12 protein-coding genes are annotated in these 16,302 nt (G+C 43.2%); 4 read left to right on the plus strand and 8 right to left on the minus strand.

Annotated features, from left to right (window positions below):
• Positions 1-160: 160 nt before the first annotated feature.
• Entirely contained in the window at positions 161-1,276 is a 1,116-nt protein-coding gene (cas6, locus tag UYC_RS0104270) for a CRISPR-associated endoribonuclease Cas6 (RefSeq protein WP_016873407.1), read from the plus strand.
• Positions 1,277-1,550: 274 nt separating this feature from the next.
• Here cas6 and UYC_RS35310 read toward each other — a convergent pair whose 3' ends face one another.
• The 5 genes from UYC_RS35310 to UYC_RS0104295 form a co-directional block, all read right to left on the minus strand.
• Complete coding sequence (locus UYC_RS35310; RefSeq protein ID WP_016873408.1) at positions 1,551-1,751, minus strand: photosystem I reaction center subunit VIII; 201 nt, start codon at positions 1,749-1,751, stop codon at positions 1,551-1,553.
• A gap of 61 nt (positions 1,752-1,812) precedes the next feature.
• On the minus strand, positions 1,813-2,358 hold the full coding sequence (locus tag UYC_RS0104280; RefSeq protein WP_016873409.1) for a photosystem I reaction center subunit XI: 546 nt from the start codon (positions 2,356-2,358) through the stop codon (positions 1,813-1,815).
• Between the two features lie 282 nt (positions 2,359-2,640).
• Positions 2,641-4,866 carry a photosystem I core protein PsaB gene (gene psaB / locus UYC_RS0104285; RefSeq protein WP_016873410.1) on the minus strand — a complete coding sequence of 742 codons (2,226 nt, stop codon included), beginning with the start codon at positions 4,864-4,866 and terminating at the stop codon, positions 2,641-2,643.
• A 93-nt stretch (positions 4,867-4,959) separates the two neighbouring features.
• Positions 4,960-7,326, minus strand: coding sequence for a photosystem I core protein PsaA (psaA, locus tag UYC_RS0104290; protein ID WP_016873411.1), 2,367 nt, complete (start codon positions 7,324-7,326; stop codon positions 4,960-4,962).
• Positions 7,327-7,510: 184 nt separating this feature from the next.
• Entirely contained in the window at positions 7,511-7,894 is a 384-nt protein-coding gene (locus UYC_RS0104295) for a response regulator (protein WP_016873412.1), read from the minus strand.
• 214 nt (positions 7,895-8,108) lie between these two features.
• On the opposite strand from UYC_RS0104295, the gene UYC_RS0104300 reads away from it, so the two are divergent.
• Positions 8,109-8,300 (plus strand): hypothetical protein, encoded by a 192-nt coding sequence (locus UYC_RS0104300; RefSeq protein ID WP_235082878.1) that lies wholly within the window; start codon positions 8,109-8,111, stop codon positions 8,298-8,300.
• Positions 8,297-9,772 (plus strand): GH1 family beta-glucosidase, encoded by a 1,476-nt coding sequence (locus tag UYC_RS0104305; protein ID WP_016873414.1) that lies wholly within the window; start codon positions 8,297-8,299, stop codon positions 9,770-9,772. Before UYC_RS0104300 ends, UYC_RS0104305 begins: the two co-directional genes overlap by 4 nt.
• Before the next feature lie 36 nt (positions 9,773-9,808).
• On the opposite strand, the gene UYC_RS0104310 is transcribed toward UYC_RS0104305, so the two are convergent.
• From UYC_RS0104310 to UYC_RS0104320, 3 genes are all read right to left on the minus strand, one after another.
• Positions 9,809-10,189: a response regulator gene (locus UYC_RS0104310; protein ID WP_016873415.1), complete on the minus strand. Its 381-nt coding sequence runs from the start codon at positions 10,187-10,189 to the stop codon at positions 9,809-9,811.
• A gap of 177 nt (positions 10,190-10,366) precedes the next feature.
• Positions 10,367-13,012 carry an ATP-binding protein gene (locus UYC_RS0104315; RefSeq protein ID WP_016873416.1) on the minus strand — a complete coding sequence of 882 codons (2,646 nt, stop codon included), beginning with the start codon at positions 13,010-13,012 and terminating at the stop codon, positions 10,367-10,369.
• Positions 12,975-14,162 (minus strand): response regulator, encoded by a 1,188-nt coding sequence (locus UYC_RS0104320; RefSeq protein WP_016873417.1) that lies wholly within the window; start codon positions 14,160-14,162, stop codon positions 12,975-12,977. Before UYC_RS0104320 ends, UYC_RS0104315 begins: the two co-directional genes overlap by 38 nt.
• A 987-nt stretch (positions 14,163-15,149) precedes the next feature.
• Here UYC_RS0104320 and UYC_RS0104325 point away from each other — a divergent pair.
• A complete protein-coding gene (locus tag UYC_RS0104325) occupies positions 15,150-16,280 on the plus strand; it encodes a photosynthetic reaction center family protein (RefSeq protein ID WP_016873418.1) in 1,131 nt (376 codons plus the stop codon).
• The last annotated feature ends 22 nt before the right edge of the window (positions 16,281-16,302 follow it).

Genomic DNA, 16,302 nt, shown 5'->3' on the forward strand with positions numbered 1-16,302 from the left:
TCTCGTACTGCAATTTGAGCTAATCGAGTTATGAAGAATTATTTGTGCTTGCTAATAGTGCAATCATGCCCGATTCAGAAACTAGCAACTATTCATACCTTCATCCCCATATGGGGATGAAAACTAGATAAAATACAAAAAACATGGCTCAAATGATACCATGCCCCGACGCTCTCAAAAAAAACCAAATACACCTCCATCTCGCCTTACATGGTCACCACAGACGGAGTTAATCGGCTTAGAATTTGAGTTAGTTCCCGAAAAAGATGCTTACCTTTATCCGCAGTACACCATAGGACTCCACGCTTGGTTTCTCGATCAAGTGCGTTCACAAGATCCAGAACTTTCTGCTTATCTCCACGATGGTGAATCAGAAAAACCTTTTACTATTTCTGCTTTAGATGGAGAAATAACCAGTAGCGGCAGACAGGTAAAACTATCTGCCAGCACCTCCTATCGCTGGTGTGTCACAGCTTTATCTCGTCGAGTGCAAGAGTGGCTGGCGCAGTGGGTAGAAAGTTTGCCAAGTGTAGTTGATTTGCGAAATGCACCCTTAAAAATACGTTCTTGTCAAATTGCCCATGTTCCCACGACCTATGCCGAACTGCTAAATTCTGAGCATGGGGAGACACTGACTCTGAAATTTTTGAGTCCTACCAGTTTTCGTCGTAAAGGCCATCACTTTCCCTTACCAGTACCAGTAAATGTCTTTCACAGCTACTTGCGGCGCTGGAATGACTTTTCAGGAATGCCTGTCGATCAGGATGCATTTCTCGATTGGGTGGATAGTTGCGTATTAATTACTCGCTGTCAACTTACAACTATGAAAGTATTAGCTGGTAAAAAAGGCGCAGTTACAGGATTTACTGGGGCAATTGAATTTGGTTTGACTAAGGAAGCATCTCATCAGTCAGAGTTTCAACAATTATTTTATGCTTTGGGGAAACTTGCACCCTACTGCGGTACAGGTCATAAAACTACTTTTGGTTTGGGACAAACACGTTTGGGGTGGACATCTGAGGTTGTACAAGATATACCCGATGTACAAAGTATGCTGGCAAAACGAATTGAGGATTTGACAGAAATTTTTAAGGCACAACGCAAGCGTACAGGGGGAGAACGTGCAGATGAAATAGCCTCAAAATGGGCGACAATCTTAGCGCGGCGGGAAATGGGGGAATCGTTGCAGGTGGTAGCGCAGGATTTGGGGATGCCTTATGAAACTGTAAAAACTTATGCTAAGTTGGCGCGTCGGGCTTTGAAAATACAAAAGTGATCTGTTGTACTCCTCAAAGGAAAAAACAGAACCTTGACAATTTAATTTTAAGTTTCCAATTAGAAAGAAGAGTACCTCTTGTTACTTTCTATACGTAAATTTTTCGCGAGGATATGGCGATCGCCCAAACACCTATTCTTTCTTTGTCCCCCGCGAAACGCTTGCAGTGTTAAGCTTTGAGCAGTGTGTACGAGTAAGTTCTTCTCATTAAAGAGGGTTTATTGACAGCTAAATTAGCACCCCCGTGAAAATGTCACTTTCAAGAAACACTCTTTTACGGTTTAGGCGCTTCAAGCTCCCCAACTTTTGCAAGATTGCTATCTGTTTCTTGAATTTGCTCGGAATCTTCTTTTTGAATCCATAAAAATAGTATGGCAAACACGGGAAAAGGCAAAATATAGAAAATTAGGGGAATCATGATCCAGGGTAACCATGAAGCAGCATAGTCACCTGTTAGTTGTGTCATATCTACCATGATGTACTCCTCTACAATTCAAAATTGAAACTCCAACTTATCCAAAGTAAAATTAGTGGAATTAAAACGGTAGGTAGCTAACATTAACTGCTCCTCTAAGGATGGCATCCAAAGAGTCAAAGTTTTCGAGTAGCAAATATGCAAATACTGCACCACCCATTGCACCAAGAAAAATTCCACCATTTAATTGACTCCATTCTTCACGACTTCTCAATGGTCTTAATGAGTCTGTGGAATAAGAACTATAAGAACCTTTCGGATTTCCTTGGAATGTTGTAATCGCAAAAATGGAAATTCCCAAACAAGCAGACACAGCTATATATATTGCAGTTATTAATCCACTGAGATTTGCTCCATGTGCTGATTCTCGTAAAGGGCCAATTACAACTTCTGGCCCGACAAGAAAATACCCGTGAGCCATACCAATTTCAAGTCCTCTCATGAAAGGAGTTAACCCTTTACGATAGGCAGGTAAATTATTAATGAAAGCTCTAGCTAAAGGAGAATCATTAATAGGGGTGGATAGATTACCAAGACAAGGATCGCCTTTGAAGGATTTTATTATATCTGTATCAACTGTATCAATCGTGTCAACTGTATTAGACATTATTATTATCCTTTGTGTTAAACAGATTTATTTTTAACTTAATTACAAATATATCAATTATTGATTTTATCAAATCCAATTTTAGAGATTTTTAATAATAAAATTAACAAATTATATAAACAGAAATAGAAAAGTCTCTTGCTCAGTCAAGCAAGAGAGGAGGTCGAAACTTTATATTTTTAATAATTGGATTTTTGAAATAAAAATAATAAAGTATAACCTTGAAAACTGATATTTATTTGTTAACTGTTGACAGCTAAAATTTAACTGTCAACAGTTGATTTATTGACCAAACTTACTTGCCGTTGAGGCAATTAAAAAGGCTCCGTAGGTAGCGATATAACCAACAGTAAAGTGAGTTAAGCCGACTAAACGAGCCTGAATAATTGACAAAGCAACGGGTTTATCTCTCCAGTAGCCAAAGGATAGAGGCGTCTGTTCGTGTGCCCAAGCTAGAGTTTCGATTAACTCTTGCCAGTAACCCCGCCATGTAATTAGGAACATAAAGCTAACAGCCCAAGCTAAGTGTCCAAACAGGAACATCCAAGCCCAAACAGCTAAGTTACTAGTTCCGTAAGGGTTATAGCCATTAATCAACTGAGCGGAGTTTGCCCAAAGGTAGTCTCGGAACCAACCCATGAGATAGGTAGAAGATTCGTTGAATTGAGCAACATTCCCTTGCCATATGCATAGATGCTTCCAATGCCAGTAGAACGTTACCCAACCTAGAGTATTCAGCATCCAGAAGACGGCAAGGTAAGATGCATCCCAAGCTGAGATATCACAAGTACCACCCCGACCAGGCCCATCACAAGGAAAGGCATAGCCAAAGTCTTTTTTATCGGGCATGAGCTTGGAACCACGAGCATCCAACGCACCTTTTACTAATATCAAAGTGGTGACGTGCAAACCGAGAGCGATCGCGTGATGAACATAAAAATCACCCGGCCCAATAGTCAAGAACAATGAATTAGTGCCATTGTTGATTGCATCCAACCATCCGGGTAACCAGACATTGGCATGGTTAGGCCATGCTGTGAAAGCGATACTATCTGGGTTTGATAGTAGTGTGTTAAATCCATACAAAACCTTACCGTTAGCCGACTGGATAAACTGAGCAAACACTGGCTCAATCAAGATTTGCTTATCAGCCGCGCCAAAGGCCACTTCTACATCATTGTGGACGTACAGACCCAAGGTGTGGAAGCCTAAGAATAGGCATACCCAACTTAGATGAGCAATAATCGCTTCTTTGTGCTTCAACACTCGCTCTAAGACATTACCTTTATTCTGTTCTGGGTCGTAATCTTTAATCCAGAAGATGGCTGCATGGGAAAATGCCCCCACCATTAAGAACCCGGCAATATATTGATGATGCGTGTATAAGGCCGCCATCGTGGTAAAGTCCTTGGCAATAAAAGCATAAGGCGGCATGGAATACATATGCTGTGCTGTCAAAGAGCTGGCAACGCCCAGACAAGCTAGTGCCAAAGAGAGTTGAAAATGCAAAGAATTATTTACTGTTTCGTACAGCCCTTGGTGGGGTAGATTAAATGGCCCTTCAACTTTTCTACCAAAGAAAGTCTGAGCGTCCATCATCTGTTTGATGTTGTGACCGATACCCCAGTTAGTGCGGTACATATGACCCGCAACAATTAACAAGACTGCGATCGCTAAATGATGGTGTGCCATATCCGTCAGCCACAGGGATTGCGTCTGGGGATGGAAACCACCCAAGAATGTGAGAATTGCTGTACCTGCACCTTGAGAGGTATTAAATATATGCTGGGCGGTATCAGGATTTTGAGCGTATGCTGCCCAATGACCCGTGAAAAATGGCCACAAACCAGCGGGATGGGGTGGAGTAAACAAAAAGTTATCCCAACCAACGTGTTGACCGCGAGATTCGGGGATAGCAACGTGTACTAAATGACCAGCCCAAGCTAGGCAGCTAACACCAAACAAACCTGCTAAGTGATGATTTAAGCGAGCTTCTGAATTTTTGAACCAACCCAGGTTCGGGCGAAATCTAGGTTGTAAATGCAACCATCCTGCAAACAACCAAACTGCCGCTAGCAGAATTAGGAACAATGCACCAACATACAATTCAGTATTTGTCCGCAATCCGATCGTGTACCACCAGTGGTAGACGCCAGAATAGCAGATATCTACAGGGTTTCTCGCTCCTGCTTGGGTAAAAGCTTCAATCGCTCCCGGCCCAAATTGAGCATCCCAAATTGCGTGGGCAATAGGACGCACATGCACAGGATCTTTAATCCAGACCTCAAAATTACCTTGCCAAGCAACGTGGAACAAAATCCCCGACGCCCACAGAAAGATAATTGCTAGATGACCAAAGTGAGAGGCAAAAATCCTTTGATAGAGATTTTCCTCCGTCATCCCATCGTGACTTTCAAAATCGTGAGCAGTGGCGATCGCATAGAAAATACGCCGCGTTGTCGGGTCGCTAGCAAGGTCTTGGCTAAATTTTGGGAATTTAGTAGCCATAATTTAGATAGCCGTTTTGCTTGTCAATTTATTGTTTTTTGTCATTAGTCATTAGTTCTTTGTCATTTGCGAATCACTAATGACTCAGGACTACTATCCAAGTGCTGTCATTCGTGCCAGGAAGAAAGCCCAAGTAGTAACAATTCCTCCTAAAAGGTAATGAGCAACTCCTACAGCCCGACCGTGAATGATGCTCAAAGCACGAGGTTGAATAGCTGGGGCAACTTTCAACTTATTGTGTGCCCAAACTATCGATTCAATCAGTTCTTGCCAGTAGCCGCGACCACTGAATAAGAACATCAGACTAAAGCCAAAGACAAAGTGCCCGCCCAGGAACATTAAACCGTAAGCCGAAAGTGATGAATTGTAAGATGTAATCACCTGTTGTGATTGCGCCCAAAGAAAATCACGCAACCAACCGTTATTCGTAATTGACGAAGTCGCAAAGTTTCCACCAGTAATGTGAGTAACCACCCCATCTGCTCCTACCGTCCCCCAGACATCTGACTGCATCTTCCAGAAGAAGTGGAAAATCACCATACTCAGAGAGTTGTACATCCAAAATAGACCCAGGAAGACATGATCCCAAGCCGATACTTGGCAAGTACCACCCCGTCCCGGCCCGTCGCAGGGGAAGCGGAAGCCTAAATTAGCTTTATCTGGAATTAACCGAGAACTGCGGGCAAATAAAACCCCTTTCAGCAGTACGAGAACAGTGACGTGAATTGTGAAGGCGTGAATGTGGTGAATTAAGAAATCTGCTGTACCCAAGGTAATGGGCATCATTGCCACTTTCCCAGCTACAGCCACTACACCACCACCGAAAGCATAGCTGACAGGCTCGTGCAAATTAGGAGCTGCGGTTCCCAATCCTGTTAGTTCTAGATTTCGCAAGCCGCCAAAAGCATGACCCAAAGGTGCAGCAACTTGCAGAGCTGGATTGCCTATAGTCATCGTATGGATGTGTTGCAACCACTGGGCAAACACTGGCTGTAGTTGAATGCCTGTATCTGAGAACATATCTTGAGGACGACCAAAAGCCCGCATGGTGTCGTTGTGACAATACATAGCAAAGCTGTGGAAGCCAAGGAACTGACACACCCAAACCAGGTGAGAAATAATTGCATCCCGATGGCGTAGTACCCGATCCAACACATTATTGTAATTTTCTTCTGGATCGTAGTCCCGTACCATGTAAATCGCTGCATGGGCTGCCGCGCCAACTATCAGGAAACCCCCAATCCACACATGATGAGTGAACAGAGATACCACAGTTGCATAGTCTGTTGCCAAATAGGGATAGGGCGGCATCGCATACATATGATGGGCGATGATAATGCTCAAAGAACCCAACATTGCCAAATTAATTGACAGTTGAGCGTGCCAGGAAGTCGTCAGAACTTCAAATAGACCCTTATGACCGACAGGCCCGATAAAGCTCAAGAATGGCAGCATATTAGGAGTTCTGGCATCATCCAGCATTTCTTTGATGCTGTGACCGATACCCCAATTGGTACGATACATATGACCGGCAACGATGAACATTACCGCGATCGCCAAATGATGATGTGCAACATCTGTTAACCACAAGCCGCCTGTGACAGGGTTAAGACCACCCTTAAAAGTGAGGAAGTCAGCAAAATGTCCCCACTGCAAGGTGAAAAAAGGCACTACACCCTTCACAAAACCCCAATCTACACGGGGATACAACTCGTTCATCAAACTGGGATTCAAGATGAACTCGTGCGGCAAAGGAATATCCTCAAGAGCTACTCCAGCATCCAACAGCTTGTTAGTTGGTAAAGAAACATGGATGAGGTGTCCTGTCCAACCCAACGAACCCAAACCCAACAGCCCAGCCAAGTGATGATTTAACATCGACTGAGTATTCTGGAACCACTCCAGTTTGGGAGCGCGTTTGTGATAGTGGAACCAACCAGCAAACAGCATCAGCGCTGCCATCACTAAACCACCAATTGCAGTGCAGTACAATTGGAATGTATTGGTAAAACCAGCAGCACGCCACATTTGGAAAAGCCCAGATGTGATTTGAATGCCGTAGAAACCACCACCCATATCTCCATTCAAAATTTCTTGGCCAAATATGGGCCAAACAACTTGAGCGCTGGGTTTAATACCAGTTGGGTTTGTCATCCAAGCTTCAAAATTGGAAAAGCGAGCACCATGAAAATACATCCCGCTTAACCAAAGAAATACCACCGCTAGATGTCCAAAATGGGCAGCAAAAATCTTGCGCGATATATCTTCTAAATCGCTAGTATGAGTATCGAAATCGTGGGCGTTAGCATGTAAGTTCCAAATCCAGGTTGTGGTTTTGGCACCTTTAGCAAGGGTGCGGTCAAAGTGTCCTGGCTGCGACCACTTCTGAAAAGAAGTTGCTACTGGATCGTTATCAACTACAACCCTCGCCTCTTGCTCTCGCTCTGGCGTAAGAGTCATTGAACTCTCCCTCTTCTATTAAAGAAATGAGAACTTTGCTTTACTCAAAGTAGTTGTATTTAAGTTTGTTGTTAGTTGTTCGTTAGGGGATTAACTATTAGCTACATAACCCTTGGAGTAGAGAATAAGCAAAAAAAATGAAGAACTGATGAAGGAAGCTAGTTTTTAACAAAATATTACATTTTTAATATTTCCAATTTAGTATTTCAGCTACTTGTTGAGCCAGAGTCATTAAATCAAAAGGTTTAGCGATCGCAGCCCTCACCCCAAGTTTTACCATCTGGGATATCTCTCCATTCGCTAACGTTGTTAATAAAATTACAGGGATATGATAGGTTACAGGATTGCTCTGCAGCTGTTGCAAGGTTACAGATAAATCCTGTTCGCAAACGAATGCGTCCACATCCACGAGGATGGCATCGAGTTGCTCTGTCTCAGTTTTAACAATCGCTTCATAACTGGATGCTGTTGTCAGCACTTCCCAGCCTGCCTCTGTTTCCAAGCAAAGCTGGGTTAACTCCCGAATAACGTTTTCATTTTCAATCAGTAAAATGCGCCGGGTTATCACTGCTAAGATTTACCTTTCTGCCTGAAATTAGCTGGCAGATTACAATTCCAGCTTCTTGTAGAGTAGGCAAAAAATCTGAATAACCAATGAAGAGAGTCAGCCTTTTGGGAGCATCTACCTATCGAAATTTGGTTTAAACCCAACCTTGCCAAAATCTGTACAATAAATGGTTGGGTCTGCAATTGGAAGTTTTTTAATCATTGGAGACACAAACATGACCCTGTTAAAATTTCAGGATTTCCACGTTGCAACTAGGTATATAACAGAACATCTAGTTGTCCAGGGTAAGTATCGACAAGACTTTGTAATCATTGAGACTATTGACGACTTTATTTGCAACATAACATTAGTGTCTAAATCTGATACCAAACTTCAGGTAAGTTATGCACAGGAGATGTTTTTATGAATAGGCGGCAACTGATGCAGACTGCGTTGGGCGGTTTAGCCACTGCAATTCCTGTGAAAGTCGCGGGTGAGGAAGGGAGCGGAGTATTAAAGACTGCAAAGCCCGAACCTGCCGCTGCAAACAACGCCCGCAGTTTTCCGAAGGGATTTGTCTGGGGAACCGCTACATCAGCCTATCAGATTGAAGGCGCTGTTAAGGAAGATGGTCGCGGTGTATCTATTTGGGATCGGTTTGCGCACACACCTGGCAAGATCTTCGATGGAACTAACGCGGATGTTGCCGTAGACCACTATCATCGGTACAAAGAAGACGTACAGTTGATGAAGGCGATGGGAACGAAGGCATACCGCTTTTCCATTGCCTGGCCCCGTATATTCCCAGAGGGCAAGGGCAAGGTGAATCCAAAGGGTCTCGATTTTTACAATCGCCTCGTGGATGAACTACTCGCCAACGGTATCGAACCATTTCCGTCCCTCTATCACTGGGATTTGCCTCAGACTTTGCAAGAGCGATATGGTGGTTGGGAATCTCGCGAAACGGCTCTGGCGTTCGCCGATTACGCGGGTTACGTCACCGAAAAACTGAGCGATCGCGTCCAACGCTTTTTCACACTCAACGAAATCCGCACCTTCGTAGATCGGGGACATGAATCCGGCATCCTCGCACCAGGATTTAAACTGCCGCCTGCCCGATTGAATCAGGTTAGGCATCATGCAATTCTCGCCCATGGTCTCGCAGTTCAGGCGATTCGCGCCAAGGCGCGTCGGGGAACCAAAGTGGGGCCAGCAGAAAACATCTTCGCTGTCGTACCCATCATTGAGACACCAGAACATATCAAGGCAACCGAGATTGCCATGCGCGAGCTGAATGCAGGTTATTTGACCGCCATGCTAGAAGGTCGTTATACCGATGCGTATCTTAAAGCTGCAGGAGCGGATGCACCCAAATTCACCTCCGAAGACTTGAAAGCCATCGCTTCCCCGATAAATTTCGTCGGCATCAATATCTATACGCCGGATTATTACATCAGTGCTAGTAACAAACCTCCTGGTTATCAATCCCTTCCGTTCAACAAATCTCACCCACGAATGGTTTCGTCCTGGCATCGGCTCGGCCCGGAAACGCTATATTGGGCACCACGTCTATTGCAGAAACTCTGGAATGTGAAGGAAATTTACATCACCGAGAACGGATGCGCTACCAGCGACGAAGTGGCTAAAGACGGCCAAGTATATGATAGCGATCGCATTATGTTCTTGCGTAGTTACTTGACGCAACTGCAACGTGCAACCTCTGAAGGAGCGCCCGTGCGCGGCTATTTCCTCTGGAGTTTGCTGGACAACTTTGAGTGGGTTGCTGGTTACGCCCAACGCTTCGGAGCGATCTATGTGGATTATACGACGCTGAAACGCACGCCGAAATTAAGCGCATCGTTCTATCGAGAGGTAATCGCTCGAAACAGTGTGGTGTAAAGCCGCCTACCAAACCTTGGTATGGCTGAAATATATTCACACTGACCTATCAACCAATGCCTGTAGCACTTGATCGGATAAGGTAAAAGGATCGTAGGGCTTGGTAATGACTGCCGCGATCTTGAGTTGAGTAAACTGACGTTGTTCGGCAGCTTGTGCTTTTGCTGTGAGCAAAATTACCGGAATATTCTTAGTTTGAGGATTTTTCTGGAGGTTTTGCAAGGTTGTCAACCCATCCATATCTGGCATCATTACATCTAAGAGAATGACATCAGGTTGTTCGGCAGCAGCTTTGACCAAACCTTCTTTACCAGAAACTGCTGTGAGGACTTCCCATTCGCCAGCTATCTCCAAACACATCTGAGTAGTTTCTCGGATATCCTGTTCATCATCAATAATCAAAATGCGTTTTGTCATTTGTCATTAGTTATTAGTCATTAGTTAGTAGTTAGTAGGGGCGGGTTTTGTTGATAATCTTGCCGTTCAAATGGATAATTTATCTTCTAAACCCGCCCGTACAGTAGTTAGTGGTTAGCTTTCCCCTTGTCTCCTTGTCTCCTTGTCCCCCAATCCCCAATCCCTGCTCCCCGATCGCTAACTAATAGGTAACGTAAAATAGAAGGTGCTACCCTTCCCTAAACTGCTCTCAGCCCAGATTTTGCCTCCATGCTGTTGGATGATACTGCGACAAATCGCCAATCCCAAACCAGTACCGCCTTGATGACGGGAGTTAGAAGCATCGACTTGCTGAAAGCGGTCAAAAATTGTCTCTAGTTTATCTTCAGGAATACCTCGCCCTTGATCTTGAATTTGGAATAACAGATGGGGGCTAGAAGAAGTGATAAGTTTATTTTCTTCCACATCACCCACTTTCTTCATTTCCCCTTCTTTTTGAAGCTCAACACTCAGCCAGACAGTGCTACCTGGAGGCGAAAATTTAATGGCGTTGCTGAGTAAGTTAGTAATTGTCTGGATGATACGATCTGGATCTGCCCATAATTCCACTGATGCTGGTGTCAGTTCTAGGTGAATTTCTGCTTTTTCAGCCATTGCTCGCATTTCATCCACAGCCTGAATCATCAAGTCCGCGGCGTTACAAGTCTGTTTGTGCATCGTCACTTTGCCTGAATTGATGCGCTCAATATCAAGGATGTCATTGATCAAACGCACTAAACGGTTGGTGTTATCAAAGGCTATTTCTAACATCCGCTGACTTTTTTCGGGTTGATTGTTTAAGGAACCTCGCGCCAACAAACCTAAAGCACTGCGAATTGAAGTCAGAGGTGTTCGCAATTCATGGCTAACAACAGAAACAAATTCATCCTTCATCCGTTCTATGATTTGTCGTTCGGTAATATCCTTAAAAATAACTACAGCACCGACAATTGTTTTTTGTTCTCGAATCGGTGTAGAGACATACTCGACTGGAAATTTTGAGCCATCGCGACGGTAAAAAATATCGTCAGTAATATGCTGTACTGTCCCATCTTGTAAGGTGGCATAGATGGGATTGTCTTCAAAAAAATAACGGATACCGTCGGGTCGAGAATGCTTAACAATTTCGTGCATAAACAGATTAATTAGTTCTTTGACTGTATATCCCAGCATTCTTGCTGCTGCTGGATTCACGAAAGTGATTTTGCCCTGACAATTTAAACCGTAAATTCCCTCGCCAGCTGAGTTTAAAATTAACTCGCTTTGCCGACTGAGGCGTTCTAGTGAGGCTTGTGTTTGCTTGCGATCGCGAAGTGCGCGTTCTCGTTCGCTAATTTCTTGCAACAATCGCCGATTGGCTCTTCGTAACTCTGCTGTTCGTTCGTGGACTCGTTGCTCTAATTCGGCATTCAATGCAGAAATTTTTTTCTCAGCCTGCTTGCGCTCTTCGATATCGCACTGCAAGTCAGCATTGAGAGCATGAACTTGCTGATACAGTTGATATTGATGAATTGCCATGGCAAAGTGGCTAGCCAAAGCTTGGGCAAGTTCAATTTCTGTGGCTTGCCATGGTTGGGCTTGACCCCGCTTCAATTCTCGCCATGTCTCAAAGGATATAATCGGATACAGATGTCTTTGATCGTTGCGGTCTGGTCGTCGCGCCCAGATAGTTTCTATGTCAATTTCATCACGAAAAATACTTAAGTAACCCAAAAAATGCTGTCGATACTGCAAGCCAATAATCAGTAAACTGCGAATTCCAGCCCCCAAAAACATCTGCGCTAAATCTGATTGCAGTGCCGCTTGATACAAATCATCAACAGCCCAAACTTGCTTTCCCTCTGCAACAGTTGCTTCCATTCTTAACCATTCTCGCCAGCTAGGATGTTCTTCGAGGAGATCGGGAACTGGGGAATTGGGGGAAGATTGTTCTCCTTGTTCGTTTCTCCCGCTGTTGTCTTTAACAGCAGAAATCGGCTGTTTACCAGTAGTGAACAACTGTGTTTTCTCAGCAGGGTTTTGGGGTGTGATACAAATTCTGCCGCCCGCACCTTGTAGGGCTGATACAGTTAACTCTAGTGCTTGTTGCAGTTGCATCTCAGTCATAGAGTGTAGCAGCTTGGCAACACGATTAATTGTGGCTTCTTGTTGGGCTTGAAGGCGGCTTTGCTCTAAGAGGATGGCTTGAGCGATCGCAATTGATAATTGATCTGCTACTAACTGCACTACCTGTAATTCTTGCTCTGTGACTTGACGTGGCAAACTATGATGGGAAACTAACAAACCCCATAAATGCTCACGATGCAAAATTGGCACGACTAAAGAAGATTGCACTCCCATTGAGGTGAGGTATTTTACATGACAAGAATCTACTGCTCGAAACCGAATGTCATGTTTGAGTTCGATAGATTCTTCAGCTTCTGGAACCGGACTCAGTCCAATTTGTTGCGCTGCTACATCTACAATTGAACGCTGACGAGCCAACAAAAATAACTCACGAGCTTCAGATGGGATATCCTCAGCCGGGAAGTGTTGCCCTAACAAGGATGGTAAGCGTTCTTCGTTCACAGACTCTGCTACAACTTCACCACTACCATCTGTATCAAATCGATATATTTTAACGCGGTCAGTCTCTAAAAATCCACGGATTTCGGCAACAGTTACTGACAGTATTGCTGGCAATTCTACAGATTGACGGATGCGATTCATCATCCGATATAGCAAAACTTCCAAGGAAGTAATTTGCTTTTCACCAGCATTGCTAGTGTCATTTAACGCCTTTGAATGGGGATTGTTCGATGGCATCATCTAAAACATCATGGCAAAGTATTTTCTCTAGTTCTGCAAACGCAGGCTGCTGTATTTCTTGCTTCAAGGCTATAACCAAATTGCACAAATGTAGTATTTGATTTTGATTAATTTTTTTTTGCGATCGCAACATCTGCTCAACTTCAAAAGCCAAACGCGAACCTTTGCTAAAACCAAAGATGCCCAAAGCCCCCGCCAGTTTATGTGCTGCTTGTTGTGCTTTTTGTCTTAATTCGTCGCCCAGGTTGTTTTCTAATAATGCTGCTGTGGCTTGCTCTAAAATGATAATGCGATCGCAACTCTTATCTTTTATCTTCTCCCATAATTTAGTTAACGCTGCTTTTGTTTGTTGTATACCATTATGTAAATCTTGAACCTCATAAAATAAATCTTCTGCCTGTTGTTTTGTACTTGGTTTTGCACCATTTAATCTGTGATTTTCTTTTGTTTTTTGTGACATTTTTTGAGAAGATGTAAATACTTTCAGACGATAACCCAGTCCATACACCGTTTCAATAAAATCATTCTCCGCTCCTGCTTGTTTAAGTTTTTGTCGCAAACCTTTGATATGAGCCGTAACTGTATCCTCTTGGGGAGCTTCTTCTGTTGCCCACAAGTGTTCTAAAATGTCGCTGCGGCTAAAAACTTGATGCCCGTTGCGAAGAAAAAGCTCTAGCAAACGATATTCCTTGGGAGTCAAATTTAGAAGATGATTGTTATAGAGAACTTCACATTTACCAGGATCGAGACGTAGGTTTTCCCATTCCAAAACCGTTTGGATAGGTGAATTCCGCCGTCGCAATAAAACCCGAATTCGAGCTAATAATTCTGACATATCAAAAGGTTTAACAAGATAATCATCCGCTCCAGCATCTAATCCCATCACTTTATGAGTGCTAGAATTTTGCGCTGTTAATAGCAGCACGGGAGCCTGATAGTTATGAGAACGTAACCTTTGACAAAGCTGAATCCCGTCCAACTTCGGCAGCATGACATCCAACAAAATTAAGTCATAGTTGAAAGCCTCTACAAGCTCCCAGCCCAATTCCCCATCATTTGCAACATCGACAACATAATGGTGATTCCCAAGGATCTTTTCTAGAGTATCCGCAATGCACTCGTCATCTTCTACTAGTAAAAGTCTCATGAAATATCGCCCTGTTAGTAATCGGAATATATGGAATTACACGCTTGGGTTTTGGACTTTAACAGTTATCAGTTATCAGTTACCAGTTATAAATTTCTTCAATGTTTACTGTTCACTGTTCACTGATTTGACAATTTCTATGCCGATTGCTCAAGCGTGATATTCGTAATTAATTCAGTTGACTTTTCCATACATCTTGTGATGATGTTAAATAAAGCATTTAAGAGAAAGATAAACAGGGAATACTCACCTTTTTATCTTTCATTTTTTAACAAGCAGCGTTTCAGAATTGCCATGCGATCGCGGAGCGGCTCCTAATGCCTCCGGCACGCTTGCGCGAACGGAGCATCGCTCCACAATCTTTGGAAAAGCTAGGACTACACAATGAATGTATGTTGTTAAAATGCGTCAGCGACAAATTAATTCGGAGCTAAACACCAAAAAATCAAAATCAGGGAAATCAAAAAATTTGGTTAATAAAAAATAACTGATTGCTCACAACAAATGTTACTAGCATTGCCCCATTCTAGAAGAACTGAGCGACTAAGTATATTTGTTTGAGATTAACACTCATTATTAACAGATATCTCACAAACTTAGTTACTTAGCTTTAATAATATTTACGTTTCTTTACGTATTTTTATAAACGCTAGAGCGCTTTTTACAGAACCCCGACTTCTCCAAGAAGTCAAGGATCTCCTTTTGTAGCGTGTCAAGGCAAAGCCACCACTAAGGTTCTGACTGCGAACCACTATCTCAAACCTGCTCAAATTAACTTATCGACAAGTAGTTAGTAAAGTTTTGTAAAGATTACTTATTTCTTCATTAGTTCTTCATGTTTTTTCACTATTGTGCTTTTCATAAATCTTGAACAATATTTTCGTCGTAGCTGATGAAGGTTTGACTGCAAACATATAGCCCATCGCCTCTAGTGTGAGAGTGCGCTGCGATGGAAACTCCTGCCCATTCCGTAAGGATGTATTAAGTATGAAGCTAGAGTCAGATCATGTAATTGCAACCTCAGATAGTAGCGATTACACTTCTGAGCCAACAGCAAACAAACTCTCAAAAAGACGCAAAAAAGTTAATTATTGGGAAAAATTTTGTTCATGGGTTACCAGCACAGAAAACAGATTATATGTTGGCTGGTTTGGTGTATTGATGATTCCTTGCGTCTTAACAGCAGCAACTGTTTTTATCATCGCCATTATCGCCGCTCCTCCTGTAGACATGGATGGCATAGGTGTGCCCATTTCCGGTTCAATACTTTCTGGAAATAACATTATCACTGCCGCTGTTGTACCAACATCGGCTGCAATTGGTCTGCATTTTTATCCTATTTGGGAAGCAGCTTCCATTGATGAGTGGCTTTACAATGGCGGGCCATATCAACTGATTGTGCTGCATTTTTTGATTGGCATTATTGCCTATCAAGATCGGGAATGGGAACTCAGTTACCGTTTGGGAATGCGTCCGTGGATTTCTCTAGCATTTACCGCCCCCGTCGCCGCATCCGTTTCAGTGTTGTTAATTTATCCAGTTGGACAAGGTAGTTTATCTGCGGGAATGCCTTTAGGAATATCTGGCACATTTCACTTCATGTTGCAGTTTCAAGCCGACCACAACATCTTAATGAGTCCTTTGCATCAATTAGGAGTGATTGGGGTTTTGGGCGGTGCTTTTGCGGCTGCAATGCATGGTTCCTTAGTCACATCTACCCTCATTCGCAGTCACAATCACAGCGAGTCTGAATCAATTAACAAAGGCTACAAACTTGGTCAACAACACCCAACCTATAATTTTAGGTCTGCCCAAGTTTATTTATGGCACTTGATATGGCAGCGTGTTAGTTTTCCTAACTCTCGCAAATTGCACTTCTTCTTGGCAGCTTTACCAGTAGCAGGAATTTGGTCTGCGGCTTTAGGTGTAGACATTGCTGCCTTTGACTTTGACTACTTGCAATTTCATCAGCCTGAGCTCAAAAGCCAAGGGCAGATTATTCACACTTGGGCAGACACAATTGATTGGGCTTCTTTAGGGATAAAAGTTTTAGATGAACGCCATATTTATGACTTCCCTGAAAACTTAACAGCAGGTGAAGTAGTGCCTTGGAAGTAGGCATCTTGAATTTTCAATTTGG

It is taken from the genome of Chlorogloeopsis fritschii PCC 6912 (genome assembly GCF_000317285.1).
In the GTDB taxonomy this organism is placed as follows: domain Bacteria; phylum Cyanobacteriota; class Cyanobacteriia; order Cyanobacteriales; family Nostocaceae; genus Chlorogloeopsis; species Chlorogloeopsis fritschii.

Coding starts and splice junctions, on each gene's coding strand:
- UYC_RS0104305 (WP_016873414.1), top strand. CDS start 8,297: ATGAATAGGCGGCAACTGATGCAGACTGCGTTGGGCGGTTTAGCCACT.
- psaB (WP_016873410.1), bottom strand. CDS start 4,866: ATGGCTACTAAATTCCCAAAATTTAGCCAAGACCTTGCTAGCGACCCG.
- UYC_RS35310 (WP_016873408.1), bottom strand. CDS start 1,751: ATGGTAGATATGACACAACTAACAGGTGACTATGCTGCTTCATGGTTA.
- UYC_RS0104320 (WP_016873417.1), bottom strand. CDS start 14,162: ATGAGACTTTTACTAGTAGAAGATGACGAGTGCATTGCGGATACTCTA.
- psaA (WP_016873411.1), bottom strand. CDS start 7,326: ATGACTCTTACGCCAGAGCGAGAGCAAGAGGCGAGGGTTGTAGTTGAT.
- cas6 (WP_016873407.1), top strand. CDS start 161: ATGCCCCGACGCTCTCAAAAAAAACCAAATACACCTCCATCTCGCCTT.
- UYC_RS0104280 (WP_016873409.1), bottom strand. CDS start 2,358: ATGTCTAATACAGTTGACACGATTGATACAGTTGATACAGATATAATA.
- UYC_RS0104315 (WP_016873416.1), bottom strand. CDS start 13,012: ATGCCATCGAACAATCCCCATTCAAAGGCGTTAAATGACACTAGCAAT.
- UYC_RS0104300 (WP_235082878.1), top strand. CDS start 8,109: ATGACCCTGTTAAAATTTCAGGATTTCCACGTTGCAACTAGGTATATA.
- UYC_RS0104325 (WP_016873418.1), top strand. CDS start 15,150: ATGAAGCTAGAGTCAGATCATGTAATTGCAACCTCAGATAGTAGCGAT.
- UYC_RS0104310 (WP_016873415.1), bottom strand. CDS start 10,189: ATGACAAAACGCATTTTGATTATTGATGATGAACAGGATATCCGAGAA.